The sequence below is a fragment of the Jatrophihabitans telluris genome (assembly GCF_023516435.1).
Lineage (GTDB): Bacteria > Actinomycetota > Actinomycetes > Mycobacteriales > Jatrophihabitantaceae > Jatrophihabitans_A > Jatrophihabitans_A telluris.
This window is the reverse complement of the sequence record NZ_CP097332.1, coordinates 1978122-2004633: the sequence shown is the minus strand read 5'-3', so window position 1 is coordinate 2004633 and position 26512 is coordinate 1978122. Positions and strand designations below refer to the sequence as shown.

The window sequence follows — 26512 nt, the reverse complement described above, 5'->3', positions numbered from 1 at the left end:
GTTCGTGCAGTGGTGCTCAAAGCCGCGAGATCACGGCGGCGGTCCCGCGAGAGCCCGGGCGCGGGGCACGTGTGTCGTGCACACCCCGTCGCCGCGGGCGATCGTGGCCAGGCGCTGGACGTAGGTTCCCAGTACCTGGGCCAGGGCCCGGGTCTCGGCTTCGCACAGTTCCGGGAACTCGGCGGCCACATGAGCCACCGGGCAATGGTGCTGGCAGAGCTGCACGCCGTTGCCGGCGGCCTCGATGTTTGCGGCGTAGCCCTCATCGGTGAGCGCCTGGGCAACGAGTTCGAAGCGCGTTTCGGGGGCGGCGTCACGATCGGCCGGCGCAGGGCGCGCCTCGTCGAGGACGCCGTCCTGCTGACGTCGCAGCGACTCGGCGATCCGTGCGGCCAGGGTCTCGGCCCGGTGGTCGGCGAAGGCCCGGACGGCCTGTTCACCGCCGGTCTCCCGCAGATAGCGCAGGGCCGTAGAGGCCAGGTCGTCGTAGGCGTGGCCGAAGCTGGCGCGGCCGGCGTCGGTGAGCGCGTAGGCCCGGGCCGGTCGGCCGCGACCGCGGGGTGCGGCACCGACGCGGGGTTCGACCTCCCGCAGCACGCCGTCGGTGACCAGCGCTTCGAGGTGGCGGCGAATGGCCGCGGCGGACAGTTTGAGGCGATCGGCCAGCACCGCTGCGGTGAGCGGACCGGACTCGAGGATCGATCGGGCCACGACGTCGCGAGTGCGGCCCTCGGCCACGGTCTCGGCCACGTTCGGTGCGGGCGCGATTTTCACAACACCAGTATGACTTATTTCCGGTGACGTTCCCAAGCCGACCCGCACGTGATGGCCCCCACGCCCCGTCCGGCCTGCGTCCGGCCGCGGCGCTGCTAGGTTTCACGGGTGCTCTACCGGGCTGCCGAACTCACCGTCTCGCCGGTGCTCCGCGCCTATTTCCGGCCCGCGGTCACCGGCCGGGATTACGTTCCCCGCTCGGGGCCGGCCATCATCGCGGCCAATCACATCTCGGCCAGCGATGAGGTGTTCACCCCGATCGCGGCCCGTCGTCAGGTCTTCTACTTCGCCAAGGCCGAGTACTTCCACGGGGCCGGCCTACGGGGCGAGCTGACCTCGAGGATGTTCTACGGACTCGGGCAGGTTCCCGTCGATCGATCTGATCCCAAGGCCGCCGCGGCCAGTATCGACGTCGGGGTGGACCTGTTGGCCGAGGGCAAGCTGCTGGGCATCTATCCCGAGGGCACCCGATCTCCGGACGGCCGGCTGCACAAGTTCCGCACCGGCGTCGCGCGGCTCGCGCTGCGTTCCGGGGTGCCGGTGATCCCCGTGGGGTTGGTCGGCACCGATCTCGTCCTGCCGCCGGGCTCACGGCGCTGGCGCCGCCACCCGGTCGGCGTGCACTTCGGTCCCGCGCTGGACTTCTCCGGCCGCGCCGAGGAGGAGCGATCGGCCCGCGTGCTGCGCGAAGTCAGCGAAACGATCCGGTCCGCCATCCAGGGCCTGTCGGGCCAGGAGTACGTCAACGCGTACGGAAGTGCGGTCAAAGCCACCGGCTAGACCGACGACGCCCCGCGGCCCGCGCTGCCTGCGGGTGTCCGGTCGACGCGCGATCGGCCGCAGGCGGTGGGCGGGACCACTCCGCGGGCCGGGCATCGGCGGGCGAGGCGACGGCCCTACCTACACTCGATCCGTGTCGTCTCCCGCCGTCGAGGTCTTCGAGCTCGTCAAGAGCTACGGATCGCATCGCGCCGTGGACGACATCTCCTTCTCGGTCGAGCGCGGCCAGCTCCTGGCGTTGCTGGGAACCAACGGCGCCGGCAAGACGACGACGATCGAGATCTGCGAAGGCTTCCGCACCGCCGACTCGGGTGTGGTCCGGGTCCTCGGCCAGCACCCTGCCACGGCCTCGCTACGTCCTCGGGTCGGGGTGATGCTGCAGGACGGGGTGGGCGGCTACACCGGAGCCAAGGCTCGGGAGATGCTCGCGCTGTTCGCCGCCTACGCCGCCGACCCGCTGCCCGTGGACGAACTGCTCGCCGTAGTCGGACTGTCCGATGCCGCCGACCGGCCTGTGAAGCGGCTCTCCGGCGGGCAGCAGCAGCGATTGTCGCTGGCCATGGCCCTCGTCGGCCGTCCCGAGCTGCTCTTCCTCGACGAGCCGACCACGGGCATGGACCCACAGGCCCGGCGGACGACCTGGGAACTGATCCGCCGGCTGCGCGGCGACGGCGTCGGCATCGTGCTGACCACGCACTATCTGGATGAGGCCGAGGGGCTTGCCGACGATGTGGTCGTGCTGCATGCCGGCCAGATCGTCGCGCACGGCAGCCCCGCCGAACTCACCCATGCCGACTCAGCCGGCAAGATCCGGTTCTCGGCCCGTCCCGGCCTGGACGTGGCCGGCCTCCGGGCCTATCTGGCCACGCCGGCCGAGGTTCGTGAGGAGACAGCCGGGCAGTACCTGGTCGCGGCCCCGGTGACGCCTCAGCTGCTGGCCGCAGTGACCGCGTGGTGCGCGCGGGAGAACGTGCTCGCCGAAGGATTGACGGTGGAGCGGCGCCGCCTGGAAGACGTTTTCCTGGCATTGACCGCCGAGCTGGCGACCGGTGCGCCTCCCGGTTCGGCCGACGGCGGCCCCGCCGATGAGCTCAGCCGGCGAACCCGGGTGATCCGGTGACGAGCTTCGTCCCTGCGCCGGGCATCGCGCCGACCGGCCGGATGCTGCGTGCTCAAACCGGCATGGAACTCAAGCTGCTCCTACGCAACGGCGAGCAGGTCGGGTTGACCTTGATCATCCCGCTGTTGCTGGAGTTCTTCTTCAACCTGCCGATGCTCTACTCCCTCGACGGGCGGCGCATCGACTTCGTGGTGCCTTCGGTGCTGGCGCTGGCCGTGATGAGCGCGTCCTTCACCGGCCTGGCCATCGGCACCGGTTTCGAACGCAAGTACGCGGTGCTCAAGCGGTTGGGAGCCACAGCGCTGCCCCGCCGAATCCTGCTCCTCGGCAAGACCTGCGCGGTCCTGATCCTGCAAGTGCTGCAGTCCGGCCTCATCTGCGGCTTCGGCTTCGTCCTCGGTTGGCACCCGCACGGCGACCCGTTCCTGGCGGCGGCCCTGCTGGTTGTCGGCACGTTCGCCTTCGGCGGACTCGGCCTGCTGCTCGCGGGCACCGTGCGGGCCGAGGTCACCCTGGCCGCGGCCAACCTCGCCTGGTTGGTTCTGCTTTTCGCCGGCGGCATCGCCATTCCGCTCAACCGGTACGGCGCGGCGCAGGACGTGCTGCGCTTCCTCCCCTCGGCGGCCCTGTCGGGCGGACTGCACCGGGTGCTGCAAGGTCCGGCGAGCTCGGCCGGCCTCGGTATCGGCCTGTCCCTGGCGACCCTGGCGTTGTGGGCGCTACTCGCGCTGCCCGCCGCTGCCCGGTGGTTCAGATGGGAATGATCCGGAACCGCCTTCTCGGCTGGCTGGATCGTCCGACGGTCCTGCGGCGCCTGGCGCTGGCCTCGGTCATCGCCAACGTGGTCATCGTCGTCACCGGGGGCGCGGTTCGGCTCACCGGTTCCGGACTGGGCTGCCCGACCTGGCCCTCGTGCACCGACAGCTCCCTGGTGCCGACGAAGGCGTACGCGCTGCACGGGATCATCGAGTTCACCAACAGGCAACTGACCTTCGTCCTGGGCGTAGTGGCTGTTCTGACCCTCGTGGCCGCGCTCCGGCAGCACACGGAGCGCGCTCTGGCGGCGTGGGCGCTCGGGATCATTCCGGCGCAGGCGGTGGTCGGCGGGATCAGCGTGAAGACACAGCTGAATCCCTGGGTGGTCTCGCTGCACTTCCTGATCTCGATCGTGATCATCGCGATCGCCCTGGTCCTGTACGCGCGGCTGGCGGCCTGGCCCGCTCCGGCGGTACCGCTGAACCCGGTGGTCGGCCGGCTCGCCCAGGCGCTGGTGCTGGCCGGCGCGGCGGTCCTGATCGCGGGCACCGTCGTCACGGGCGCCGGCCCCCATCCCGGGGACAAGAACGCCTCCGGCCGGGTGCACCGCAACGGGCTCAATGTGGCCTCGATGAGCCAGCTGCACGCCGATCTGGTCATGGTGCTGGTCGGACTCAGCCTGGGCATGCTCGCCCTCGTCTACGCCGTTGGCGCGGGCCGCGCGGTCCGCCGCGCCGTGTGGATCCTGCTGGCCGTGGAGGCTGCCCAGGCCGCGATCGGGTACGCCCAGTACTTCACCGGCGTGCCGGCCGGCCTGGTCGGGCTGCACATGCTCGGGGCCTGTCTGCTCTGGATCGCGGTCATCGGAGTCCGGCTGCGTGTGCTGGGAGTTCACCGCGGCGCGAACTCGGGCCCGACAGCGGAAGAACCCCGGCCCGTACGGCGTTCGAGGCAGGGTGAAGAACCTCCCGCTCTCCGTTCTTGAACTCGCCCCGGTGTCCTCACGACGGGACACCACCCAAGCCTTGACCTACACCACCGAACTGGCCCGGCACGCCGAGCGGTGGGGTTACCGCCGGTTCTGGGTCGCCGAGCACCACAACATGCCTGCCATCGCCTCGTCCTCTCCCGCGGTGTTGATCGCTCATCTGGCCGCGAACACGACGACGATCCGGCTGGGCAGCGGCGGCGTGATGCTTCCCAACCACGCCCCGCTGGTGGTGGCCGAGCAGTTCGGCACCCTGGCCGCGTTGAATCCAGGCCGGATCGATCTGGGCATCGGACGCGCCCCGGGAACCGACCAGCGCACCGCCCTGGCCTTGCGCCGGACGGTGGAAGGGCTGTCGGCAGAGGACTTCCCGAGCGAGTTGGCGGAGCTGATGGGAATGCTGGCCGGCGACCCCGACCGGCTGGCCGCCGTTCCGACCGCGACCGAGCCGCCCGAGGTGTGGCTGCTCGGCTCCTCCGGCTTCAGCGCGCAGCTGGCGGGCATCCTCGGCCTGCCCTTCTCCTTCGCCCATCACTTCTCAGCCGCCAATACCGAACCCGCGCTCGAGCTCTACCGGCGCTCGTTCCGCCCGTCCCAGTGGCTGGACGAACCACACAGCATGATCGCGGTCAACGTCACCTGCGCGGAGACCGACGAGCAGGCGAACCGACTGGCGCGGCCCGGGTGGTTGTCGTTCCTGCGTCTGCGGACAGGTCGGCCGATTCCGCTGCCGACGGTTGACGAAGCGGCGGCCTATGAGTTCACCGCCGCCGAACAGGACTTCGTCGCCGAGCGGCGGTTCGGACAAGCCATCGGCTCACCGGAGACGGTGGACGCCGCCTTGTCGGCCCTCGTCGAGCGCACCGGAGTGGACGAGCTGATGGTCACCAGCCAGATCTATGACCTGCAGGACCGGCTCGACTCCTACCGCCGCGTCGCCCAGCTGAGCCAGCCGGTCGGATCGGTCAGCTGACCTGCAGGTTCTTGCCCGCAAGGTCGGCGTGGACACCGTCGGCAGCGACGGTGAGGTTCTTCACGTGCAGGCCCGCGGGTAGTCCGTCCAGCGGCACGTTCTGGTTCAACTGGCTCGAGACGGCTTTCAGCGCTGCCGCCGGGATCTCGACGTTGCCGACAATCGCACTCAGCTGGGTGAATCGGATGCTGTTGCCCTCGAGCACCGGCTTGGCCAGCAGGGACGCACCGACCGTCACACCGGCGGCAGCAGCGGACTTGCTGGCTTTGATGCGGCCGGCCTGGCCGAAACTCAGACTCACCCCCGCCGCCTTGGACAGGTCCGCGTAGCTGACGTACAGGCTGCCGGTGGCCCGGGAGGCGGTGACCGACGGAGTCGCCGAGAACAGGTCCGATGAAGGCCGCACGTCACGGAGCCGGGCGTCGAGATGGGTGATCCGCAGCGTACGGCCGGAACTGCTCAACGGCAGTCCGTCCGCCGAGATACGCACGTCGGTGAGCCTTCGGCGCGCCAGCTGGGTCAGGAACGGGATTCCCTCAATGGTCACTGAGGGACGTGAACTCAGGTGCTGGCTGGACTGGAACCTGTCGGCGATCTGCCGTTCGGCAATCCGGCAGGCGATCCGGTCGGCACCGACGACGATGATCGCCAGAATCGCCAGGCTGATGAGCAGGCCGAGTGGCCCGCGTCGACGCCGCCGGGGACGCCGGCTGGGACGGGCGGAGGAACTGCTCACAGGAACCTGCCGATCGAGTAGATGGCAAGACCGACGATCGATCCCACCACGGTGCCGTTGATGCGGATGAACTGCAGATCCCGCCCGACCTGCAGTTCCAGCCGGCGCGAGGTCGACTCGGCATCCCACCGCTGCACCGTGTGGGTGATGACACCGGTGATCTCCCCGGAATAGTGAGCGAGCACGTGGCCCATCATGGCCAGCGTCCACGCGTCACATTTGGCTCGCAGAGCCGGGTCGTCCCGCAGGGCGGTCCCGGTCTGCCGGATGACCGAGGAGACGACCCGGCGCAGCTCGGAATCGGGGTCGGCGGCGGCGGTGAACAGCGCCTGTTTCAGCGGCAGCCACAGCGAGGCGAGGGCGTTTCGAACGGCGGGATGGTCGAGCACCTCGTCCTTCCAGCCCTCCACGGCCGCCGCGGCCTGGGGATCGGTTCGCAGCCGCACCGCGTAGTCCCTCAGCTGCTGGTCGAACTGCAGGCGCAACGCGTGGTCGGGATTGTCGGCCACGTCGGCCAGGAATGTCTGCACACTGGTGAAGAGCTTGTTGAACAGCCGCTCGTCCACCCATTCCGGAACCCAGTCCGGCGACTCGTCGGCCACTCGCTGGCGAAAGACGTCCCGGTTGTCGGCCAGGAATCGCCCCAGTCCGTGCAGGCCATGGCCGAGCAGGATCTGGTGCTGGTTGCCCTCGACGGCGAGCTCCAGGACGCGAGCCATCACCGGTGCGGCCGGCAGGCGACGCAGCTGAGCCTCCGCGAACGTCTCGACCGCCGCACGGATGTCGGCGTCCGAGAGCACGGTGTCCGCGGCGACGAGCAGCGCACTCAGTTCACCGGCGAGCTTGTCCGCCCGTCCCGGTTCGGCCAGGAACTGCCCTATACGAAAGGGGATCTGGGCCGCGAGCACCCGCGGACCAACCACCTCCGGAGTGAGAAAGTTCTCGCTGACGAAGTCGCCGAGGCTGGCTCCGATCTGGTCCTTTTTGCGCGGAATGATCGCCGTGTGCGGAATCGGCAGCCCGAGCGGATGCCGGAACAACGCCGTCACCGCGAACCAGTCGGCCAGGCCGCCGACCATTGCCGCCTCGCTAGTGGCCTTCACGTACGGCCACGCGCCGTGGTCGTCGCCGAGCACGGAGCAGACGACGAACACGATCGCGGCGAGCACCAGCCCACCGGCGGCGAGGAGTTTCATCCGGCGCAGCGCGGCGATCTTGACCGCGGCGCTGTCCGCATCGAGATCGTTGGTCTGCGGCATCGCAGGTGCACTCACCCGGCAGCGCCTGCCCGCGCCACGATCACGTCCGCCATGACGTCGGCGGCCTCCGGCGCGAACTCGAAGAACAGCGACGGTTCGGTCAGCTCAGCCTCGACCAGCAACGGGCCGTCCGGGCCGGGAAGCAGATCGATGCGGGCATACAGCAGCGGCCGGGACGCCGCGAGGTGGGCCAGAATCCGGTCCGCGGCGATGCGTTCCTGCTCCCCCGGCACCCGTGCGCTGATGTTCTCCTCGATGAACAGCCCGGGTGCGTCCGCGGCGAAGCCGGCTCCCTCGGCCAGCATCCGACCCTTACGGATCGCGTGGCTGAACGTGCCGTCGATGAAGATCTGGGCCGTCTCGCCTTCGGTGTCCACCGCGCTCAGATAGGGCTGGACCAGCACGGTGCGACCCTCGGCGTGCAGCGCTGCGGCATGCGCGGCGGCTCGGTCGAGTTCGCCGGGCCCGGACGCGTCGAAGCGGCCGGCACCACGCGAGCCGGCGCCGACCGACGGCTTGACCACGAACTGACCCACGGTGGGGAAGGTGACGGGTTCCCCGGGGTCGGCGAAGGTCGTCGGGACCACCGGCAGCCCTGCCGCTATGAGCTCGGCGAGGTAACGCTTGTCCGTGTTGGGCACCACCACCGACGCGGGATTGTGCAGGTTCGGCACCCGGCGCAGCCAGCTCAGGAAGTCCTCGCGCCGCGCCGTGTAGTCCCAGGTCGATCGGATCACGGTCAGGTCGAAGTCGTCCCAGTCCACGGTCGGGTCCGACCAGGAGGCCACGCTGACCTCGAGGCCGCGTTCGGTCAGGGCGGCGATGAGCGGGAAGTCGCCTTCATGTCCGTCCGGCAGCAGCTCGTCACAGGTTGCGATGCAGATGTGGCCAGTCACCCGCCGAATGCTACGGGCGATCGGTGATGTGACCTCTCTCCGACCCGGGACGGGGACCTCCTGCTCGCCACAGCCGGTACCCCTACCCTCGTGAGCGGGTTCGACGGCGGTGGGTCGGCGACGGTAGCGGGAGCGAGGAGGCGACGTGCGGCGCAGCAAGGGCGGTACGCGGCGGGCTCCGGCCAAACCCCGGCTGCTCCTACGCGTCCTGGGAGTCGCCGTCATCGCCGTCCTGGCGACCGCGGGATGGCACGTCGTCGGCAACGGATCGACGCTGTCCGGACACTCGCACTCCGGCCCTCCGCCCGCAGTCGGCGACGTCCTGACCAAGTCCGCCGCGGTCCAGGGCACCATCCGCCCGGCACCGTCCGACGCTGTGGCCATCGGGCGCAGCGCCGGGGTGCGTCTGCTGTCCTACGGATTCGTCGACGCCTATGGCCTGGGCGCGCAGTCCCGTTCCGCGCCGGCCGGTCGCCGGCTGATTGCCTTCAAGGTCGAGCCGATAGCCGGTGAGACGAACCAGCTCACCCCGGATCTGTCCCTGCTCGTCGGCGACAGCGAACGCGGACCGCTGGTGATGACGAAGGACTTCGTGGTGGCCGCCGTGCCCCAGTCCAGCGCCCAGGTCTCATTGGTCCTGACCGACTCCGGGGTCAAGCAGAAGATCTCACTGCTCGACGGCACCCCTGACGCCGCCAACCCGCAGGTGTGCACCCGCAGCCACCGGACAGTGGTGCTGAACGCCACGAAACCGGTCAGCGTCCGGGTCAAGGCGAGCCAGGGTGAGGCCGGGTTGACCAGCGGATTCATCACGGTGAAGGCCGTGGAGCTGTCCTACTGGGGACAGGACGGTTCGCATGCCGGCGATCCGGACAAGGCGTTCCTGCATGTGGCCGCCACGGTGCGCCTTTCCGGTGACAAGGAGGGCTATGGGGCCGAGGCCGGACTCTTGTCAGTGACGCTGCCGGGTTCATCCACGCTGCTCAGGGCCCGCAACGTATCGAGCAATCCCGCGACCCAGGTCGACGACGTCATCGAGGTACCGGCCGGGCTGACGGACGGGGTGCTGCACTACTCCGGCAGCACCGATTCCGCGAGCGGGACGATCGCGGTGGCGACGGCGGTCTCGATCCCGTTCGCCATTCCGGCGGGCTGAGCCAGGCCGTGGACAGCTCGCTCTGATCGGTCAGCGGCCGAGGCGATGGCTCAGCGGGTGACGAACACGTCGACGGCGACGGCCACGAACAGCAATGCCAGGTAGCTGTTGGAGAAGTGGAACAAGCGCATCGGCTTGCCCGCGTCGCCGCGGCTCACCGCTCGCAGCAGCCGTTGGGCCTCGACGATCAGCGCCCCGCCGGCCACCCCCGCCACGATCGGGTAGAGCCAGCCGGTGGCCAGTGGCCACAACACGAGCGAGCTGGCCACCGTCAACCACGAGTACGCCACGATCTGGCGGGCGACCGCGATCGGGGTCGCCACGACGGGCAGCATGGGCACGCCCGCTCGGGCATAGTCCTCGCGGTAGCGGATGGCCAAGGCCCAGAAATGCGGCGGCGTCCAGAAGAAGACCACGGCGAACAGGACGACCGGCGCCCAGGCCACGGAGCCGGTCACGGCCGCCCAGCCGATGAGAACCGGCATACAGCCCGCGGCCCCACCCCACACGATGTTCTGGGAGGTCCGGCGCTTGAGCAGCATCGTGTAGACGACGACGTAGAACACGATCGCTGCCGCGGTCAGGCCGGCCGCGAGCCAGTTCGTCGCGAGGCCCATCAGCAGAACGGCCACCATGCCGAGCACGGTGCCGAAGATCAGCGCGGCTCGGGGCGAGACCTCGTGGCGGGCCAGCGGGCGGTGCCCGGTGCGGCGCATCACGGCGTCGATGTCGCGGTCGACGAAGCAGTTGAGAGCGTTGGCACTGCCGGCGGCCAGCGTGCCGCCGACGAGGGTGCTGATCACCAACGACAGCGGCGGCAGTCCCTTCGCGGCAAGGATCATCGCCGGTAGCGTGGTCACCAGCAGCAGCTCGATGATCCGGGGCTTGGTGAGCGCGATGTAGGCCCGGAGGCTGGACATCGAGCTGCGCCGGACGGCGGGCGGCGGGACAGCCGAGGTCGGGGCAACCGAGGTCGGGGCCACCGGCGTCTGTGTCACCCGAACAGGGTAGCTGTCCGCCGCGGCGGTCCGGCACGCGACGGCCCGACGGACGCCGGCCGCGATATCCGTCCGGGAAATGTGCGGCCGAACCGGGCACGAACAGGGACCAAAAAAGCTGGCCACCCGCCCGCAGCGCTGAACTGAAAGCGATTAGGCTCGACACCGGTACACCCGATGTCCGCAGAGCAGGAGAGGCACGTGACCAAGACCGCAGACGGAGTAGTCCAGACCCATCCGAAGTGGTGGTCGGAACTCGACACGAAGGCGGTGGACACGGCTCGACTCCTTGCGGCCGACGCCGTGCAGAAGGTCGGCAACGGGCACCCCGGCACCGCCATGAGCCTGGCTCCACTGGCCTATCTGCTCTTCCAGCGGGTCATGCGCCACAACCCCGCGGACCCCAACTGGGCGGCCCGCGACCGGTTCGTCCTGTCCAACGGTCACTCGTCGCTGACGCTGTACTGCCAGCTCTTCCTGGGTGGCTACGGCCTCGAGCTCGAGGACCTGCGCTCGCTGCGGACGTGGGGCTCGCTGACTCCCGGTCACCCCGAGCACGGTCACACGATCGGCGTGGAGACGACCACCGGCCCGCTCGGCCAGGGTGTGGCCAACGCGGTCGGTATGGCAATGGCGGCCCGCCGCGAGCGTGGCCTGTTCGATCCGGACGCGCCGGTGGGCAAATCCCCGTTCGATCACCACATCTACGTCGTTGCCGGCGACGGCTGCCTGGAAGAGGGCGTGTCCGGCGAGGCCTCGAGCCTGGCCGGTCACCAGCAGCTCGGCAACCTCATCCTGTTCTGGGACGACAACCACATCTCGATCGAGGACGACACCAACATCGCCTTCTCCGAGGACGTCCTCAAGCGCTACGAGGCCTACGGCTGGCATGTCCAGTACGTCGACTCGGGCGAGGACATCGTCGCGCTGGAGGCCGCCGTCGAAGCGGCCAAGGCCGAAACCAACCGGCCCTCGTTCATCGCCGTCCGCACGATCATCGGCTGGCCCGCCCCGACCAAGCAGAACACCGGCAAGGCGCACGGCTCGGCCCTCGGTGAGGACGAGATCCGCGCGACCAAGCAGATCCTGGGCTTCAACCCGGACGTCCACTTCGCCGTCGACGACGAGGTGCTCGCCCACACCCGCAAGCTTGTCGATCGCGGTCGGGCCGCCGAGGCCGAGTGGCAGCCCGCGTTCGACCAGTGGGCGGCGAAGAATCCCGAGCCGAAGGCCCTGTTCGACCGGATGGCGACCCGTACGCTGCCCGCCGACTGGGCCGATTCGCTGCCCAGCTTCGACACCGAGAAGGACGGCAAGCCGGCCAGCCTGGCCACCCGCGCCGCCTCCGGCAAGATCCTGACCGCGCTCGCCGACGTGCTGCCCGAACTCTGGGGCGGTTCGGCCGACCTGGCCGAGAGCAACAACACGACCATGGAGGGCCAGCCGAGCTTCGTGCCGGCCGACCGCCAGACCAAGGCCTTCCCAGGCGGTCCCTACGGCCGCACGCTGCACTTCGGCATCCGCGAGCACGCGATGGGTTCGATCATGAACGGCATCACGCTGCACGGCGGTACCCGCGTCTACGGCGGGACGTTCCTGGTCTTCAGCGACTACATGCGGCCGCCCGTGCGACTGGCCGCGCTCATGCAACTGCCGGTGACCTACGTGTGGACGCACGACTCCATCGGTCTCGGCGAGGACGGCCCGACGCACCAGCCCATCGAGCAGCTGGCGGCGCTGCGGGCCATCCCGGGCCTGGACGTCGTTCGTCCGGCCGATGCCAACGAGACGGCCGTCGTCTGGAAGACCATCCTGGAGCACACCGACCGCCCGGCCGGGCTCGCCCTGTCACGGCAGAACCTGCCGGTGCTCGACCCGGCGAAGGTCGTCGACGCGAACAAGGGCGCCTACGTCCTGGAGGATTGCTCCGCCGGCATGCCCAAGGTGATTCTCATCGCGACCGGCTCCGAGGTCTCGCTGGCCCTCACCGCGCGCGAGCGGCTGGAGGCGGAAGGCACGCCGACCAGGGTCGTGTCGATGCCGTGCCAGGAGTGGTTCTACGCCCAGGACCGCTCGTACCAGTCACACGTGCTACCCCAGTCGGTCAAGGCGCGGGTCAGCGTCGAGGCCGCGGTGGGTATGGGGTGGCGTGACGTCGTCGGCGAGGCCGGCGAGATCGTGGCCATCGACCACTTCGGCGCCAGCGCCGCGGCGGGAGTGCTGTTCGAGCAGTTCGGATTCACCGCCGACCGCGTGGTCGCGGCGGCGCACGCCTCGCTCGAGCGCGTCGGCGAGATCACCGGCGAGACGACCGGAAACTAGATCGGCGCCCCGGCGGGCGACCACCGACTTTTCACAATCAGAAATCAGGAGGCTCACGATGAGCGAATCCACCAAGGCCCTCTCGGCACAGGGCGTGTCGATCTGGCTCGATGACATCAGCCGGGAACGGCTGGTGAGCGGCAACCTGCGCGAACTGATCGACAGCTCGGACGTCGTCGGGGTGACGAGCAACCCGTCGATCTTCCAGAAGGCTCTCGAGCAGGGCGCGGCCTACGACGAGCAGACGAAGGACCTCGTGGTGCGGGGAGTCCAGCTCGAAGAGGCCGTCCGTCTGCTCACCTCCTACGACATCCGGTGGGCGTGCGACGTCCTCAAGCCGGTGTACGAGTCGAGCCAGGGCAAGGACGGCCGGGTGTCGATCGAGGTCGACCCGCGGATCGCCCACGAGACGGACAAGACCACGGCCGAGGCCAAGGCGCTGTGGTGGCTGGTCGACCGTCCGAATGTGATGATCAAGATCCCCGCGACCCTGGCCGGTCTGCCGGCGATCACGGCAGCCACCGCCGCCGGGATCAGCGTGAACGTCACCCTGATCTTCTCGATCGAGCGCTACCTGAAGGTGATGGAGGCCTACCTCGCCGGGCTGGAACAGGCCCGTACCAACGGCGTCGACCTGTCGACCGTCCGCTCGGTCGCGTCCTTCTTCGTCTCACGCGTGGACACCGAGATCGACAAGCGGCTGGACAAGCTGGGCACCGACGAGGCGAAGGCCGTCCGCGGCAAGGCTGGTATCGCCAACGCACGCCTGGCCTACGAAGCCTTCGACCAGGTCTTCGCCGGTGAGCGCTGGCAGTCCCTCGCCGCCGACGGTGCCAACAAGCAGCGTCCACTGTGGGCCTCGACCGGCGTCAAGGACCCGAACTACGACGACACCATGTATGTGACCCAGCTCGTCGCCCCGGACACTGTGAACACGATGCCCGAGGCGACGCTGAACGCGCTCGTCGACCACGGCACGATCACCGGCCAGACGGCAAACACCGGCTATGACGAGGCGCGCGCGGTGTTCGCCGATCTGTCCGCGCTCGGCATCGAGATCGACGAGGTCACCGAGTTGCTCGAGACCGAAGGCGTTCAGAAGTTCATGGACTCGTGGTCCATCCTGCTCGAGGGCGTCAAGGGCCAGCTCGACGCGGTCAAGTAGCCCGCTGGCCCCGTAGGTCCGCCCGCAGGGCTGACCTACGGGGCCTTCGACGGCAGCAACACACCATCAGGGAGTAACAGTGAGCGTGACCGACGACGCCCGGCCGACAGCGGTGGGCGCGGACGAGACCTTCGGCGGCCCACAGCTGTCCGGGCGCCAGCGCAACAACCCGTTACGGGACCCGGGCGACCGTCGGCTGCCGCGCGTCCCCGAGCCGTGCGCGCTGGTGGTGTTCGGCGTGACGGGCGACCTGTCTCGCAAGAAGCTGCTGCCGGCGATCTACGACCTGGCCAACCGCGGCCTGCTGCCGGCCGACTTCGTTCTGCTGGGCTTCGCCCGGCGCGACTGGGGCGACGGCGACTTCGAGTCGCTGGCGAAGAAGGCGGCGAAACAATACGCGCGGACGGACTGGAACGAGGAGGTCTGGAGTCGGCTGTCGGGTGACATCAAGTTCGTCGCCGGTTCCTTCGACGACGACGCCGCCTTCGACGAGCTCGCCGAGACCCTTGACGAGCTGCGCAACAGCCACGGGATCAAGGGCAATGCCGCTTTCTACCTGTCGATCCCGCCCAGCCTGTTTCCCGTGGTGCTCAAGCAGATGGAGCGCACCCGGATGGCGGACAACGCCGCCTCGGGTGGCTGGCGACGCGTCGTGGTGGAGAAGCCGTTCGGGCACGACCTGCCCAGCGCGATCGAGCTCAACTCGCTGGTCGACTCGGTGTTCACGGCCCAGGACGTCTTCCGGATCGACCATTACCTGGGCAAGGAGACCGTCCAGAACCTGATGGCGCTGCGCTTCGCCAACCAGCTCTTCGAGCCGGTCTGGAACGCCAACTACGTCGATTCGGTGCAGATCACGATGGCCGAAGACGTCGGGATCGGCGGTCGCGCCGCGTTCTACGACGCCACCGGAGCTGCCCGCGACGTACTGCAGAACCACCTGCTCCAGCTCCTCGCGCTCACAGCGATGGAGGAGCCGGTCGAGTTCACCGCTGAGGCGATCCGCACCGAGAAGATCAAGGTGCTGCGGGCCATCACGCTGCCGCCGGACCTGGCCGCCGACGCAGTACGGGGGCAGTACGACCAGGGGTGGCTGGCGGGCGAGCGGGTGCTGGCCTACCGCGCCGAGAAGGACGTCCCCCCTGACTCCAACACCGAGACCTACGCCACGGTGCGACTCGGTATCGACACCCGCCGCTGGGCCGGAGTGCCGTTCTACCTGCGCACCGGTAAACGGCTGCCGCGCCGCGTCACCGAGATCGCGGTGTTGTTCAAGAAGGCGCCCCACCTGCCGTTCAGCCATACCGACACCGAAGAACTCGGGCACAACCAGCTGGTCATCCGCGTCCAGCCCGATGAGGGCGTGACGCTGAAGTTCGGCTCGAAGGTTCCTGGATCGATGATGGAGGTCCGCGACGTCGCGATGGACTTCCTCTACGGCGAGGCCTTCACCGAGTCCAGTCCCGAGGCCTACGAGCGGCTGATCCTCGATGTGCTGCTGGGCGATGCCACGCTGTTCCCCCGCAACGAGGAGGTCGAGGCGTCCTGGCGCGTGATCGACCCTCTGGAGAAATTCTGGGCCAACCACCCGCCGGAGCTCTACCGCGCCGGTGAATGGGGCCCCAAGGGTGCGGAGATCATGCTCGGCCGCGAAGGCCGCGCTTGGCGCCGGCCGTAACGACGCACAAGAGGAGACAGTCAGTGACCACCCTGTGGGATACCACCGGAACTGCCGTAGTCCAGGCCCTGGCCGCCGAGCGTCGGACGGGTGGCGCCGTGACCAGCGGTCTCGCCCTGACCCTCGTGGTCGTGCTCGAGGAGAAGGACACCGCTGACGTCGAAGCGGCGGTCGCGACGGCTGCCTCCAAGCACCCGATGCGGGTGATCATGGTGCTGCGCAAGAACATCGACGCTCCGGTACCGCGTTTGGACGCCGAAGTCACCCTCGGCGGCCGGCTCGGACCGGGCGAATCGGTGGTGCTGCGGATGTTCGGGCGGCTCGCCCTGCACGCCGAGTCCGTCACGCTGCCGTTGCTCGCACCGGATGCGCCCGTCGTCGCATGGTGGTACTCCGAGACGCCGCAGATCATCGCTCACGATCCGCTGGGTGTTTTCGCCGACCGCCGGATCACCAACGTCATCCGGGACGAAGACCCGGCCGCATCGTTGCAACAGCGGGCCCGTGACTACGCCCCCGGCGATACCGACCTGACGTGGACCGTGATCACCCCTTGGCGTGCCGCGCTGGCCTCGGCCTTCGACACCGCCTCGGCTCCGGCCAGCAACGTCGTCGTCCGGGGTAACCCGGTCGACCCGTCGGCCCAGCTCCTGGCCGGCTGGCTGTCCTCGCGGCTGGGCATCTACGTTCCGGTGGAGAAGGCCGAGGGCAAGTACATCTCCTCGGTCGTCGTGGACTTCGCCGACGGCCACAGCGTCCAGATGTCCAACGAGGGTTACAAGCTGGTGCTCCGGCGTCCCGGCCAGGTCGACAGCATCGCCCCGTTCCCACAGCGCACGACCGGCGACATGCTGGCCGAAGAGCTGCGGCGCCTGGATGCCGACCAGCCGTACGGCGAGGCCCTGGGCGCCGTGTCGGGCCAGCGCAACCTGAACTCGCGCAACGCGGTGCGGACCCACATCTGGCACGACCCGGCGCTGGCCGCCCAGGAGGGCTGAGCCGGTGGCCGCCGCCCCTGAACTCGTCGTCCAGCACGATGCCGAGGCGCTCGCGACCGACGTTGCCGCTCGCACCATCGCAACGCTGACCCACGCGCAGCAGGGTCGGGGCCGCGCGGCGATAGCGCTGACCGCGGGCTCGATCATGGAATCCGTCTGGAAGGCGCTGGCCGCGTCGCCGTCCAACGACGCCGTCGACTGGGGCCGGGTGGACGTGTTCTGGGGTGACGAGCGATTCGTGGCTGCGGACTCCCCCGACCGCAACGTCCTGGCCGCCCAGCAGCTGCTGCTGGACCATGCCCCGTTCTCCGCGGCCCGGCACCGGCCGATGCCCGCCTCCGACGGCGAATACGGTAACGATCTCGATGCGGCAGCGGCCGGCTACTCAGCCACCCTGGCCGACGCGCGTCGTCCGGACGACCCCGACAACCAGCCCGCGTTCGACGTGGTCCTGCTCGGCGTCGGTCCCGACGGTCACTGCTGCTCGTTGTTCCCGGAACACCCCGGCCTCTACGACGACTCGAACACCGTCATTCCGGTCCGGAATTCGCCCAAACCACCACCGGAGCGGTTGTCGCTGAGCTTCGACGGTCTCAACGCCGCGCGCGAGATCTGGGTGATCGCGTCCGGAGAAGGCAAGGCGGACGCGGTCGCGCTGGCGCTCGGGGGCGCGGGGCGGGTGCAGATCCCTTCCGCTGGTGCCATCGGGACGAAGCGCACCCTCTGGCTCGTGGACCGCGCAGCAGCGAGCAAGCTTCCCAAGCACCGCTACGACCCGCCCGTCGCCTGAGACGAGCTAGGCCGGGCTGTCGGGCCGAGGCTGACGATCCGCTCGCCGCCGCGGGACGCGAGTACCGCTACTCGCCCCGACGGGCGCGCAGACGGGCCAACGCCTCTTCCAGGATGGCGTCACCGTCGGCGTCGCTGCGGCGCTCCTTCACGTACGCGAGATGAGTCTTGTACGGCTCGTTTCGCGGGGCCGCGGGAGGCGCCGTCGACTCACGCCCGGCAGGGAACCCGCACCGCTGGCAGTCCCAGTTGTCCGGGACAGCGGCTTCCATCGCGAAGGCAGGTCGAGTTTCGTGGCCGTTGGCGCAAAAGAACGACACCCACTGGCGCGGAGCGGTCTCGCCGCGTTCGTTCTCGCCCATCGGACCGGCGCCGATCCGGCTACCCCGAATCGCGTTTCCACCCGCCACTGCTAGCTCGTCTTGTACAACAGGCCGAGGCCGACGATGCAGATCGCCCAGACCACGCCGGCGATGATGGTCAGCCGATCAAGGTTGCGCTCGACAACGGAGGATCCGGAAAGGCTGGAGTACAGCGATCCGCCGAACATCGACGACAGGCCGCCGCCTTTGCCGCGGTGCAGCAGGACGAGCACCATCAGCATCAGACTCGCGATGATCAGGACGATCGACAGGGTGATGATCATGGGTGGGACGGCCTCGCTCAGGTCTCGATGAATTCAGCCGGCCGGCGGGTGGACCGGACGGTTCGCAGAAAGGGTACCTGCTGGACGCGTCCAGCCGATGAACCGGCCACTGGCTTCGCGGCCGGCTCAGCCACCGAAGGGCCCGCCCGCGGCCGCGACGCAGATCCCCGCGAACTCGGTCGCGTCCAGGCTCGCCCCACCGACGAGCGCCCCGTCGAGGTCGGGTTGAGCCAGCAGATCGCCGGCGTTGTTCGCTTTTACCGAGCCGCCGTACAGGATGCGGGTGCGGTTGGCCAGGTCGGCCCCGTGCCGTTCGGACAGCGCGGACCGCAGGGCGCGGCACACCTCCTGTGCGTCGGCGGGGGTTGCCACCTTGCCCGTCCCGATCGCCCAGATCGGTTCATAGGCGAGCACGACCTGGTCGACTTGCTCCTCGCTCAGGCCGCTGAGCCCTTCGCTGAGCTGAGTGCTGCAGTGCTCGACGTGGTCGCCGGCTTCCCGCACGTCGATGCCCTCGCCGACGCACAGGATCGGCGTCATGCCACAGGTCAGCGCCGCTCGCAGCTTTCGGTTCACCAGCTCGTCGGACTCCTCGTGATACTGGCGCCGCTCCGAGTGACCGACGGTGACGAAGGAGCAGCCGAGCTTGGCGAGCATCGGTCCGGAGACGTCACCGGTGTACGCGCCCGACGCGTGCGGGCTCAGGTCCTGAGCGCCGTAGCTGAGGCGGAGCTTGTCGCCGTCGATGAGCGACTGCACCGACCGGATGGAGGTGAAGGCCGGCAGCACCGTCACGTCCACCGCGTCGTAATGCTGCGGCTTGAGCGAGAACGCGATCTTCTGGACGAGGGCGATCGCCTCGAGATGGCTCAGATTCATCTTCCAGTTGCCGGCGATCAACGGCTTGCGCACAGGTTTGGCCACGCCGATCAGCTCTCGGACAGGACAGCGACGCCCGGCAGGGTCTTGCCCTCCAGGTACTCCAGCGAAGCCCCGCCGCCGGTGGAGATATGGCCGAACAGGTTCTCGTCGATGCCGAGGGCTCGTACGGCTGCCGCCGAATCCCCACCGCCGACGACGGTCAGGCCCCTGGCCCCCGTGACCGCTTCGGCCACGCCCTTGGTCCCGGCCGCGAACGGCGCAAGTTCGAAGACACCCATCGGTCCGTTCCAGAACACCGTCGTCGCCTCGTGCAACACCCTTGCGAACGCCGCAACCGAATCAGGCCCGATGTCCAGGCCGAGCTGGTCGGCCGGCATCTGCGAGACGGGGACGGTCAGGACCGGCGCGTCGGCGGAGAACTCGGGCGCCACGACGACGTCGCTGGGCAGGACGATCTTGTCACCGGACTCGGCCAGTAGCCTCGCGCACGTGTCGACCTGGTCTGCCTCCAGCAACGACTTGCCGACCTCGTAGCCCTGCGACTTGAGGAAGGTGAAGCACATCCCTCCGCCCACCAGCAGGCGGTCGACCTTCGGCAGCAGCGCCTCGATGACGGCGAGCTTGTCGGAGACCTTGGAACCGCCGAGGACCACGACGTAGGGCCGCTCGACGTCGCCGGCCTCGCCGGTCAGCCGCTGCAGCACGGCGAGCTCGTCGCGGACCAGATCGCCGCAGTAGTGCGGCAGCAGTTTGGCGACGTCGTAGACCGACGCGTGGGCCCGGTGCACCGCCCCGAAGGCGTCATCGACGTAGGCGCCGCCGTCCTCCTCACCACCGGTGAGCAAGGCCAGCGCGGTGGCGAACTCAGCGCGCTCCGCATCGTTCTTCGACGTCTCACCCGGATTGAACCGGACGTTTTCCAGCAGGAGCAGCTCGCCGTCGGACAGGCCGTCCGCCATCAACCGGGCGCTTTCACCGACGGTGTCCAGGGCGAACTGCACCGGACGACCGAGCAGTTGGGCCAACCGGTCGGCCACCGGGCGCAGCGAGTACTTGTCCTCCGGCGCTCCCTTGGGACGTCCGAGATGGGCCGTCACGATCACCCGGGCACCGGCTTCCAGCAGGCGCACCAGCACCGGCAGGGATGCCCGGATGCGCCCGTCGTCGGTCACGGTTGGCGTGTCGTGCTTGGACAGCGGGACGTTCAGGTCGCTACGGACCAGAACGCGGCGGCCCCTCACCCCGACCTTGATCAGATCGTCGAGCGTGCGCATACGGGTGACTCCCCCTCGGTCTGTCGTGCTGGGACGAGGGCCGCCCAGGGTCGGCCGGCCATCGGTGTCGGCGTCAGCCGGGGCGGCTCAGAGCGAGTTCCCGACCAGCCCGACCAGGTCGACCAGTCGGTTGGAGTAGCCCCACTCGTTGTCGTACCAGCCGACGACCTTGACCTGGTTGCCGATGACCTTGGTCAGGCCCGAGTCGAAGATGCAGGAAGCCGGGTCGGTGACGATGTCGGAGGACACGATGGGATCCTCGGTGTAGACGAGGTAGCCCTTGAGCGGGCCGTCGGCCGCGGTCTTGTAGGCGGCCTTGACCTCCTCGACGGTTACGTCGCGGGCCAGGGTGACGGTCAGGTCGGTCGCCGAGCCGGTGGGAACCGGCACCCGCAGGGCGTAGCCGTCCAGCTTGCCCTTCAGCTCGGGCAGCACCAGGCCGATGGCCTTGGCCGCACCGGTCGAGGTCGGGACGACGTTGAGCGCGGCAGCCCGAGCGCGACGCAGATCCTTGTGCGGGCCGTCCTGCAGGTTCTGGTCCTGCGTGTACGCGTGGATCGTGGTCATCAGCCCCTTCTCGATCCCGAAGGCATCGTGCAGGACCTTTGCGAGCGGAGCGAGGCAGTTCGTGGTGCAGGACGCGTTGGAGATGATGGTGTGCTTGGCGGGGTCGTAGAGGTTGTCGTTGGCGCCCATCACGATGGTGATGTCCTCATCGGAGGCCGGGGCCGAGATGATGACCTTCTTGGCTCCACCGTCGATGTGCTTGCGAGCGTCGGCGGCCTTGGTGAAGAAGCCGGTCGACTCGATGACGACGTCGGCGCCCAGGTCGCCCCACGGCAGCGCGCCGGGGTCCCGCTCGGCCAGCGCGCGAATCTTACGGCCGCCGACGATGATGTTCTCGTCGTCGAAGTCGACGTCCTCGGTGTTGCGACCGAGGATCGAGTCGTATTTCAGCAGGTGAGCCAGGGTCTTGTTGTCGGTGAGGTCGTTGACGGCCACCACCTCGACATCGGCGCCGGAGGCCTGCACGGCGCGGTAGAAGTTTCGCCCGATCCGGCCGAAGCCGTTGATGCCAACCCGAACAGTCACTGCAGGATCTCCTCGAAGCTAGGGGAAGCGTGCGGCCCTGACTCTATCGGGCGAGGGCAGCCGATTGTTATACCCGCCGGTAGCGCGAGCGCGACCCGTGACCGGGCACCAGGACCAGCCCTGCCGGCCCCCATGCGCGCCGCCGTCAGGGCGCGAGCATCTCCGGCGTAACCGCGGCCTCCGTGTTCGGAACCCCATCGTCGGAAGCCCGCTTGTCGGCCATTGCCAGCAAGCGCCGGATTCGACCGGCGACTGCGTCCTTGGTCATGGGCGGATCGGACAGCGCCCCCAATTCCTCCAGCGAGGCCTGCTTGTGCTCGAGCCGGAGTCGACCGGCCTGCAGCAGATGATCCGGAGCGTCCTGTCCGAGGATCTCCATCGCCCGTTCGACCCGGGCGCCGGCCGCCACTGCGGCGCGGGCGGACCGACGCAGGTTCGCGTCGTCGAAATTGGCCAGCCGGTTGGCCGTGGCCCGTACCTCTCGCCGCATCCGGCGTTCCTCCCAGGCCAGCACCGACTCGTGGGCACCGATACGGGTCAGCAGCGCGCCGATGGCATCGCCGTCGCGCACCACCACGCGGTCGGCTCCTCGCACCTCACGGGCTTTGGCCAGCACGCCCAGGCGCCGACCCGCGCCGACCAGGGCCAGGGCGGCCTCGTTGGACGGGCAGGTGATCTCCAGAGCTCCGGCACGACCGGGTTCGGTCAGGGATCCGTGGGCGAGGAACGCACCGCGCCAAGCGGCCTCGGCTTCGGTCGCCGTACCCGCCACGACGTGGGTCGGCAGCCCGCGCACCGGACGCCCGCGCAGGTCGATAAGTCCCGACTGGCGAGCCAGGCCCTCGCCGTCCTTCACGACCCGGACCAGGTACCGGGTGCCTTTGCGGAGGCTTCCCCCGGTGATCACCTGGATCTCCGCGTCGTGCCCGAACACCTCGCCGATCTCCTTGCGGAGCCTGCGGGCCACGGAGCCGGTGTCCACCTCGGCCTCGATGACGATCCGGCCGCCGACGAGGTGCAGGGCGCCGGCGAAACGAAGGATCGTTGCGATCTCCGCCCGCCGGGCGGTCGCCTTCGAGATCGTCACCCGGCTGAGTTCGTCCTTCACCGCAGCCGTCATGGCCATATGTGCTTCTCCTGTTCCGTTACCGTCGTCGGGTCCCTTCGCGATGTGCCGCCCTGGGTTGCGACGAGGGTGGTCTAGCCGAACAGCCCCGTGACCGACGCGATCGCGGAACTCAGCCGTGCTGGATCATGCCTTGCCGAGCTGTTGGGCTCAGCTACGGGTGTCAACGAGAGCCGAGCACCGATGGATTCGGCATACCGCCGTAATCCTTCGCTGTCAGACACTGCGTCCGCATCCGCGATGACCGCGTCTACCCGCAGATCTTCGCGGACGGCCCGTAAAACACGCAAATGTTCTTCAGGCGAGAACCCGTCGGTTTCCCCTGCCTGCGGCGCTAGATTCAGGATTGTCACCACGAGTGCTTGGGTGGTCACGATTGCCTCGGCAAGTTCACGCACAAGTAGGTGCGGGATCACACTGGTGTACCACGATCCCGGACCCAACAGGACCACATCAGCGTTTCTGATTGCCTCGACGGCTTCAGGACATGCCCGTGCGTCGACCGGGACCAGAGCGATGCTGGCTACCCGCCCCGGCGTGGCGGCGATCGACGACTGGCCCCGAATGCGCCTGAACCGCTGGGGATCGTCCGGGTCCGTGCTGGTGACCTCCGCGATCAGGTCGAGCGGGCGGGAGGCCATCGGCAGCACCCGCCCCTGGGCTGCCACCACGCTCGCGGCCAGGTCCAGCGCACGCACGGGATCATCGGCGTACAGCTCGAGCAGTCCGGTGAGCAGCAGGTTTCCGATCGGGTGACCGGCGAGCGCGCCGTGGCCACCCATGCGGTGTTGAAGGATCTCCGCCCAGTCGACGGCAAGATCGGGTCGGTTTGCCGGTGCCGCGGTAGCAAAAGGATTGTCCGCCCCGGGGGGCGTCGGCGGGGCGGCCGCTGAGGTCGGCGTCGCTGTGGTCGTTGCCGTTGACGGTGGTGACGTTGAAGCTGAGGCTGAGGGTGACACCGGCTGCGCGGGGGCCGCGGCGAGTGCGGCCAGCGCCATGCGCAGGTCACCCGGCGGAAGGACATCGAGCTCGCGTCGGATGCGACCGGACGAGCCGCCGTCGTCGGCCACGGTGACGACTGCGGTGATGTCGACGTCCAGTTCACGCAGAGCGCTCAGGGAGGCGTACAGGCCGTGGCCGCCGCCGAGAGCGACGATTCTGCGACGCGGAGGTGTCGAGGCCATCACTCCCGCCCGAGGTCGCGGTGGGCGACCGAGGCGCGGATGCCGAGTTGGTTGAGCCGGCGCACGAGTTCGCGGCTGATCGCGACGGAACGGTGCTTACCGCCGGTGCATCCCACGGCCAGCGTGAGATAGTGCTTGCCCTCGCGGCGGTATCCGGCGCCGATGATCTGCAGAATCTCCAGGTACCGGTCGAGGAACTCGGGCACGGAGTCCTGGCTCAGAACGTAGTCCGACACCTCGGCGTCCTCGCCGGTCTGTTCTCGCAACTCGGGAATCCAGTGCGGATTCGGCAGGAACCGCACGTCGATCACGAGATCGGCGTCAGCGGGCAGGCCGTACTTGAAGCCGAACGACACGACCGTGGCGCGCAGCTCGCCGCCTCCGAGGCCGTCAGAGCTGAACGCTTCCTCGATGGCGTGGCGCAGGCCGTGAACGCTGCGCTGCGAAGTGTCGATAACGAGATCGGCAATGTCGCGGATGGGCTCAAGAATGCGGCGCTCAGCGGCGATGCCGTCGGCGAGGCGCCCGTCGCCCTGAAGCGGATGTGCGCGTCTGACACTCTCGAAACGACGGATCAACACAGCGTCTTCGGCGTCGAGGAAAAGCACGCGAGGGCGTAGATCGCGTTGGCCCAGCTCGGTGACGACCTCGGTGAGGTCGGAGGAGAACGCCCGGCTGCGGACGTCCATGACGACCGCCAGCTTCGTCACGGCGCCCTGGCTACGGCTGCCGAGGTCGACCATGGTCTCCACGAGGGCGGGCGGGAGGTTGTCGACGACGAAGAACCCCAGGTCCTCCAGGCATTTCGCGGCGGTGCTTCGTCCGGCTCCGGAGAGACCGGTGACGATCACGGTTTCCAGAGCTCCGCGTTCAGCGGCGGTCATGCTCGGCCTCTCCTAGTTCGGTTGAATTCGGCCAGCCTAGGAGACGACCTCACCTGTGGTCATGTTGACTGCTGGTTCGACCGTCGCCTGGCCGGCGAGCAGTGCCTCGTGGACCCGCAGCGCGAGGTCGGGACCGAAGCCCGGCACCTGGGCGATCTCGGCGACGCTGGCTTCGCGCAGACGTTTGAGGCTGGCGAATTCTGCCAACAACGCCTTGCGACGAGCAGGCCCGAGGCCTGGGATCTCGGCGAGTTCGGACTCGACCATCGCCTTGGACCGCTTCTGCCGATGGAAGGTGATGGCGAAGCGGTGCGCCTCGTCGCGCACCCGCTGGAGCAGGTACAGCGCCTCAGAGGTGCGGGGCAGGATGACTGGGAACTCGTCGTCCGGCACCCACACTTCTTCCAGTCGTTTGGCCAGTCCGATCAGGGTGACGTCGGTGATTCCCAACTCGACCAGCACGTTCTGGGCCGCGGCGACCTGCGGCGCACCACCGTCGACCACGACGAGGTTGGGGGGGTATGAGAACTTGCGGGCACGCCCGCCCGCGGCCTCGATCTCCGCGCGTTCGTTCTCGGCCTCGATCGTTCGTTCCTGAAGGTAGCGGGCGAACCGACGGCGGATCACTTCGGCGATCCAGTCCACATCGCCGCCGGTGGATCGCATGTTGAAGCGGCGGTATTCGCTCTTGCGTGCCAAGCCGTCTTCGAACACCACCATGCTCGCCACGACATTGGTGCCCTGTACGTGGCTGATGTCGAAGCACTCGATGCGCAACGGCGCTTCGGGCATGTCGAGGGCCTCTTGCAGTTCCGACAGCGCCTGTGACCGCGCGGTCAGGTCGCTGGCCCGTTTCAGCTTGTACTGCAGGAAAGCCTGTTCGGCGTTGCGCTGCACGGTCTGCATCAATGACTTCTTGTCACCGCGCTGAGGCACGCGCAGGGCCACCCGCGAACCGCGGCGCTGGGTCAGCCATTCGGTAAGAGCGGGTGAGTCCTCGGGCAGTTCGGGAACGAGAACCTCCCGCGGGATGCCGGCGTCCTCGGGGCCGTAGAACTGGGTGATGAACTGTTCCACGAGCTCCGCTTCGCTGACGGTGCCCTCGGCACTCGCGGCCGAATCCACCACCCACCCCCGCTGGCCGCGTACCCGTCCGCCGCGCACGTGAAACACCTGGACCGAGGCGGCCAGTTCGTCGCCGGCGAAGGCCACGACGTCGGCGTCGGTGCCGTCGGTCAGTACGACGGCCTGCTTCTCCACCGATCGCCGCAGGGCGCCGAGATCGTCGCGCAGCCGGGCGGCGCGCTCGAACTCCAATTGATCGCTGGCCTCGGCCATCTGCCGTTCCAGCCGTCTGATCATGCGGTCGGTCTTGCCCGCCATGAAGTCACAGAAGTCGTCGATGATCTGTCGATGCTCGTCGGCGGTGACGCGCCCGACACACGGCGCGCTGCACTTTCCGATGTAGCCGAGCAGGCAGGGACGCCCGATCTGACCGGCGCGTTTGAACACGCCGGATGAACACGTGCGGGCCGGAAAGACCCTGAGCAGGAGGTCGAGAGTTTCGCGGATCGCCCAGGCGTGTGCGTACGGCCCGAAGTAGCGGACCCCTGACTTCTTGGGACCGCGCATGACCTGCAGGCGCGGGAACTCCTCGTTGAGGGTCACCGCGAGGGACGGGTAGGACTTGTCGTCACGGTAACGAACGTTGAAGCGTGGATCGAATTCCTTGATCCAGTTGTATTCCAGCTGCAGTGCCTCGACCTCGGTCGTGACGATGGTCCACTCCACGCTGGCCGCGGTCGTGACCATCTGTCGCGTACGAGGGTGCAGCGCCGAGATGTCGGCGAAGTAGGAATTGAGCCGCGACCGCAGGCTCTTGGCCTTGCCTACGTAGATCACCCGGCGAGACGCGTCGCGGAACCGGTACACCCCGGGTTCGACCGGAATGGTGCCCGGCGCTGGGCGGTACGACGACGGATCAGCCACGGATCAACCCTAATGACCTGCTACGACAGTTCCGACCTGGCACGCGG

General features: G+C 68.7%; 25 protein-coding genes. 11 read left to right on the top strand and 14 right to left on the bottom strand.

Annotated elements, in window-relative coordinates; genetic code table 11:
- Positions 1 to 30: 30 nt before the first annotated feature.
- Positions 31 to 774 carry a helix-turn-helix transcriptional regulator gene (locus tag M6D93_RS09360; protein ID WP_249774086.1) on the bottom strand — a complete coding sequence of 248 codons (744 nt, stop codon included), beginning with the start codon at positions 772 to 774 and terminating at the stop codon, positions 31 to 33.
- Positions 775 to 882: 108 nt separating this feature from the next.
- Here M6D93_RS09360 and M6D93_RS09355 point away from each other — a divergent pair, with 108 nt between their 5' ends.
- The 5 genes from M6D93_RS09355 (at position 883) to M6D93_RS09335 (ending at position 5391) form a co-directional block, all read left to right on the top strand.
- Positions 883 to 1554 (top strand): lysophospholipid acyltransferase family protein, encoded by a 672-nt coding sequence (locus M6D93_RS09355; RefSeq protein ID WP_249774085.1) that lies wholly within the window; start codon positions 883 to 885, stop codon positions 1552 to 1554.
- A gap of 133 nt (positions 1555 to 1687) precedes the next feature.
- Positions 1688 to 2674, top strand: a complete 987-nt coding sequence (locus tag M6D93_RS09350; RefSeq protein WP_249774084.1) for an ABC transporter ATP-binding protein — start codon at positions 1688 to 1690, stop codon at positions 2672 to 2674.
- 41 nt (positions 2675 to 2715) lie between these two features.
- Positions 2716 to 3438, top strand: a complete 723-nt coding sequence (locus tag M6D93_RS09345) for an ABC transporter permease (protein WP_347343601.1) — start codon at positions 2716 to 2718, stop codon at positions 3436 to 3438.
- Positions 3429 to 4415, top strand: coding sequence for a COX15/CtaA family protein (locus M6D93_RS09340; RefSeq protein WP_249774082.1), 987 nt, complete (start codon positions 3429 to 3431; stop codon positions 4413 to 4415). Before M6D93_RS09345 ends, M6D93_RS09340 begins: the two co-directional genes overlap by 10 nt.
- A gap of 10 nt (positions 4416 to 4425) precedes the next feature.
- Positions 4426 to 5391: an LLM class flavin-dependent oxidoreductase gene (locus M6D93_RS09335; RefSeq protein ID WP_249774081.1), complete on the top strand. Its 966-nt coding sequence runs from the start codon at positions 4426 to 4428 to the stop codon at positions 5389 to 5391.
- Here the strand turns inward: M6D93_RS09335 and M6D93_RS09330 are convergent.
- The 3 genes from M6D93_RS09330 to M6D93_RS09320 are packed head-to-tail and all read right to left on the bottom strand — an operon-like array spanning position 5384 to position 8282.
- Positions 5384 to 6127, bottom strand: coding sequence for an LmeA family phospholipid-binding protein (locus tag M6D93_RS09330; RefSeq protein ID WP_249774080.1), 744 nt, complete (start codon positions 6125 to 6127; stop codon positions 5384 to 5386). The genes M6D93_RS09335 and M6D93_RS09330 overlap by 8 nt on opposite strands.
- Entirely contained in the window at positions 6124 to 7401 is a 1278-nt protein-coding gene (locus M6D93_RS09325) for a DUF445 domain-containing protein (protein WP_249774079.1), read from the bottom strand. Before M6D93_RS09325 ends, M6D93_RS09330 begins: the two co-directional genes overlap by 4 nt.
- On the bottom strand, positions 7398 to 8282 hold the full coding sequence (locus M6D93_RS09320; protein WP_249774078.1) for an ATP-grasp domain-containing protein: 885 nt from the start codon (positions 8280 to 8282) through the stop codon (positions 7398 to 7400). The genes M6D93_RS09325 and M6D93_RS09320 overlap by 4 nt, the downstream gene beginning before the upstream one ends.
- Before the next feature lie 145 nt (positions 8283 to 8427).
- On the opposite strand from M6D93_RS09320, the gene M6D93_RS09315 reads away from it, so the two are divergent.
- A complete protein-coding gene (locus M6D93_RS09315; RefSeq protein WP_249774077.1) occupies positions 8428 to 9438 on the top strand; it encodes a hypothetical protein in 1011 nt (336 codons plus the stop codon).
- A 50-nt stretch (positions 9439 to 9488) separates the two neighbouring features.
- Here the strand turns inward: M6D93_RS09315 and M6D93_RS09310 are convergent, their stop codons facing one another.
- Positions 9489 to 10358 carry a heme o synthase gene (locus M6D93_RS09310; protein ID WP_347343600.1) on the bottom strand — a complete coding sequence of 290 codons (870 nt, stop codon included), beginning with the start codon at positions 10356 to 10358 and terminating at the stop codon, positions 9489 to 9491.
- 255 nt (positions 10359 to 10613) lie between these two features.
- Here M6D93_RS09310 and tkt point away from each other — a divergent pair, with 255 nt between their 5' ends.
- The 5 genes from tkt to pgl all read left to right on the top strand — a co-directional run bounded on the left by tkt (position 10614) and on the right by pgl (position 17389).
- Positions 10614 to 12758 carry a transketolase gene (gene tkt / locus M6D93_RS09305; RefSeq protein WP_430667213.1) on the top strand — a complete coding sequence of 715 codons (2145 nt, stop codon included), beginning with the start codon at positions 10614 to 10616 and terminating at the stop codon, positions 12756 to 12758.
- Between the two features lie 58 nt (positions 12759 to 12816).
- Entirely contained in the window at positions 12817 to 13923 is a 1107-nt protein-coding gene (gene tal, locus M6D93_RS09300; protein ID WP_249774074.1) for a transaldolase, read from the top strand.
- 145 nt (positions 13924 to 14068) lie between these two features.
- Positions 14069 to 15601 carry a glucose-6-phosphate dehydrogenase gene (gene zwf, locus M6D93_RS09295; RefSeq protein ID WP_347343599.1) on the top strand — a complete coding sequence of 511 codons (1533 nt, stop codon included), beginning with the start codon at positions 14069 to 14071 and terminating at the stop codon, positions 15599 to 15601.
- Between the two features lie 23 nt (positions 15602 to 15624).
- Complete coding sequence (locus tag M6D93_RS09290) at positions 15625 to 16599, top strand: glucose-6-phosphate dehydrogenase assembly protein OpcA (protein WP_249774072.1); 975 nt, start codon at positions 15625 to 15627, stop codon at positions 16597 to 16599.
- Between the two features lie 4 nt (positions 16600 to 16603).
- Complete coding sequence (pgl, locus tag M6D93_RS09285) at positions 16604 to 17389, top strand: 6-phosphogluconolactonase (RefSeq protein WP_249774071.1); 786 nt, start codon at positions 16604 to 16606, stop codon at positions 17387 to 17389.
- A 67-nt stretch (positions 17390 to 17456) separates the two neighbouring features.
- On the opposite strand, the gene M6D93_RS09280 is transcribed toward pgl, so the two are convergent.
- The 9 genes from M6D93_RS09280 to uvrC all read right to left on the bottom strand — a co-directional run bounded on the left by M6D93_RS09280 (position 17457) and on the right by uvrC (position 26465).
- A complete protein-coding gene (locus M6D93_RS09280) occupies positions 17457 to 17798 on the bottom strand; it encodes an RNA polymerase-binding protein RbpA (protein WP_249774070.1) in 342 nt (113 codons plus the stop codon).
- Between the two features lie 2 nt (positions 17799 to 17800).
- Positions 17801 to 18034 (bottom strand): preprotein translocase subunit SecG, encoded by a 234-nt coding sequence (gene secG, locus M6D93_RS09275; RefSeq protein WP_249774069.1) that lies wholly within the window; start codon positions 18032 to 18034, stop codon positions 17801 to 17803.
- A 126-nt stretch (positions 18035 to 18160) separates the two neighbouring features.
- On the bottom strand, positions 18161 to 18913 hold the full coding sequence (gene tpiA, locus M6D93_RS09270) for a triose-phosphate isomerase (RefSeq protein WP_347343598.1): 753 nt from the start codon (positions 18911 to 18913) through the stop codon (positions 18161 to 18163).
- A 50-nt stretch (positions 18914 to 18963) separates the two neighbouring features.
- Positions 18964 to 20190, bottom strand: coding sequence for a phosphoglycerate kinase (locus M6D93_RS09265; protein WP_249774067.1), 1227 nt, complete (start codon positions 20188 to 20190; stop codon positions 18964 to 18966).
- An 87-nt stretch (positions 20191 to 20277) separates the two neighbouring features.
- Positions 20278 to 21282, bottom strand: a complete 1005-nt coding sequence (gap, locus tag M6D93_RS09260) for a type I glyceraldehyde-3-phosphate dehydrogenase (protein WP_249774066.1) — start codon at positions 21280 to 21282, stop codon at positions 20278 to 20280.
- A gap of 145 nt (positions 21283 to 21427) precedes the next feature.
- The gene (whiA, locus tag M6D93_RS09255; protein ID WP_249774065.1) at positions 21428 to 22408 is read right to left on the bottom strand and encodes a DNA-binding protein WhiA; all 981 of its coding nucleotides are present in this window, start codon (positions 22406 to 22408) and stop codon (positions 21428 to 21430) included.
- A 74-nt stretch (positions 22409 to 22482) separates the two neighbouring features.
- Entirely contained in the window at positions 22483 to 23592 is a 1110-nt protein-coding gene (locus M6D93_RS09250; RefSeq protein ID WP_249774064.1) for a gluconeogenesis factor YvcK family protein, read from the bottom strand.
- On the bottom strand, positions 23592 to 24476 hold the full coding sequence (gene rapZ, locus M6D93_RS09245) for an RNase adapter RapZ (RefSeq protein ID WP_249774063.1): 885 nt from the start codon (positions 24474 to 24476) through the stop codon (positions 23592 to 23594). The genes M6D93_RS09250 and rapZ overlap by 1 nt, the downstream gene beginning before the upstream one ends.
- 36 nt (positions 24477 to 24512) lie before the next feature.
- Positions 24513 to 26465, bottom strand: coding sequence for an excinuclease ABC subunit UvrC (gene uvrC, locus M6D93_RS09240; protein WP_249774062.1), 1953 nt, complete (start codon positions 26463 to 26465; stop codon positions 24513 to 24515).
- Positions 26466 to 26512: the final 47 nt, after the last annotated feature.

Coding starts and splice junctions, on each gene's coding strand:
- whiA (WP_249774065.1), bottom strand. CDS start 22,408: ATGGCCATGACGGCTGCGGTGAAGGACGAACTCAGCCGGGTGACGATC.
- tpiA (WP_347343598.1), bottom strand. CDS start 18,913: ATGAATCTGAGCCATCTCGAGGCGATCGCCCTCGTCCAGAAGATCGCG.
- M6D93_RS09345 (WP_347343601.1), top strand. CDS start 2,716: ATGCTGCGTGCTCAAACCGGCATGGAACTCAAGCTGCTCCTACGCAAC.
- tal (WP_249774074.1), top strand. CDS start 12,817: ATGAGCGAATCCACCAAGGCCCTCTCGGCACAGGGCGTGTCGATCTGG.
- M6D93_RS09310 (WP_347343600.1), bottom strand. CDS start 10,358: ATGTCCAGCCTCCGGGCCTACATCGCGCTCACCAAGCCCCGGATCATC.
- tkt (WP_430667213.1), top strand. CDS start 10,614: ATGTCCGCAGAGCAGGAGAGGCACGTGACCAAGACCGCAGACGGAGTA.
- M6D93_RS09250 (WP_249774064.1), bottom strand. CDS start 23,592: ATGGCCTCGACACCTCCGCGTCGCAGAATCGTCGCTCTCGGCGGCGGC.
- rapZ (WP_249774063.1), bottom strand. CDS start 24,476: ATGACCGCCGCTGAACGCGGAGCTCTGGAAACCGTGATCGTCACCGGT.
- secG (WP_249774069.1), bottom strand. CDS start 18,034: ATGATCATCACCCTGTCGATCGTCCTGATCATCGCGAGTCTGATGCTG.
- M6D93_RS09340 (WP_249774082.1), top strand. CDS start 3,429: ATGGGAATGATCCGGAACCGCCTTCTCGGCTGGCTGGATCGTCCGACG.
- M6D93_RS09265 (WP_249774067.1), bottom strand. CDS start 20,190: ATGCGCACGCTCGACGATCTGATCAAGGTCGGGGTGAGGGGCCGCCGC.